The sequence below is a fragment of the Mesorhizobium sp. WSM4845 genome (assembly GCF_055811455.1).
Genome location: NZ_JBVVQA010000139.1, coordinates 1 through 231 on the forward strand (window position 1 = coordinate 1; position 231 = coordinate 231).

The 231-nt window shown below is 58.9% G+C and carries 1 protein-coding gene; it reads left to right on the top strand.

Features of this window, described 5'->3' with window-relative positions:
- A partial coding sequence (locus tag AC0L2C_RS34335; RefSeq protein ID WP_473525549.1) for a penicillin-binding transpeptidase domain-containing protein occupies positions 1-231 on the top strand: 231 nt, incomplete at both ends.

Below are 231 nucleotides of genomic sequence, written 5' to 3' on the forward strand. Positions count from 1 at the left end.
GGGCATGCGCTATCTCTATGCACTCAATGCCGAAAAGGGATCCGGCCGCAATGCACGAGTGCCGGGATACCGGGTGGGCGGCAAGACGGGAACGGCGGAGAAGGTCGTCAACGGCCGTTACTCGAAGGAAAAGAATTTCAACGCCTTCGTTGCGGCTTTCCCGATGGACGATCCGCAATACATTGTGCTGACGATCGCCGACGAACCGAAGCCGGAAAAGCCCGGTATGGG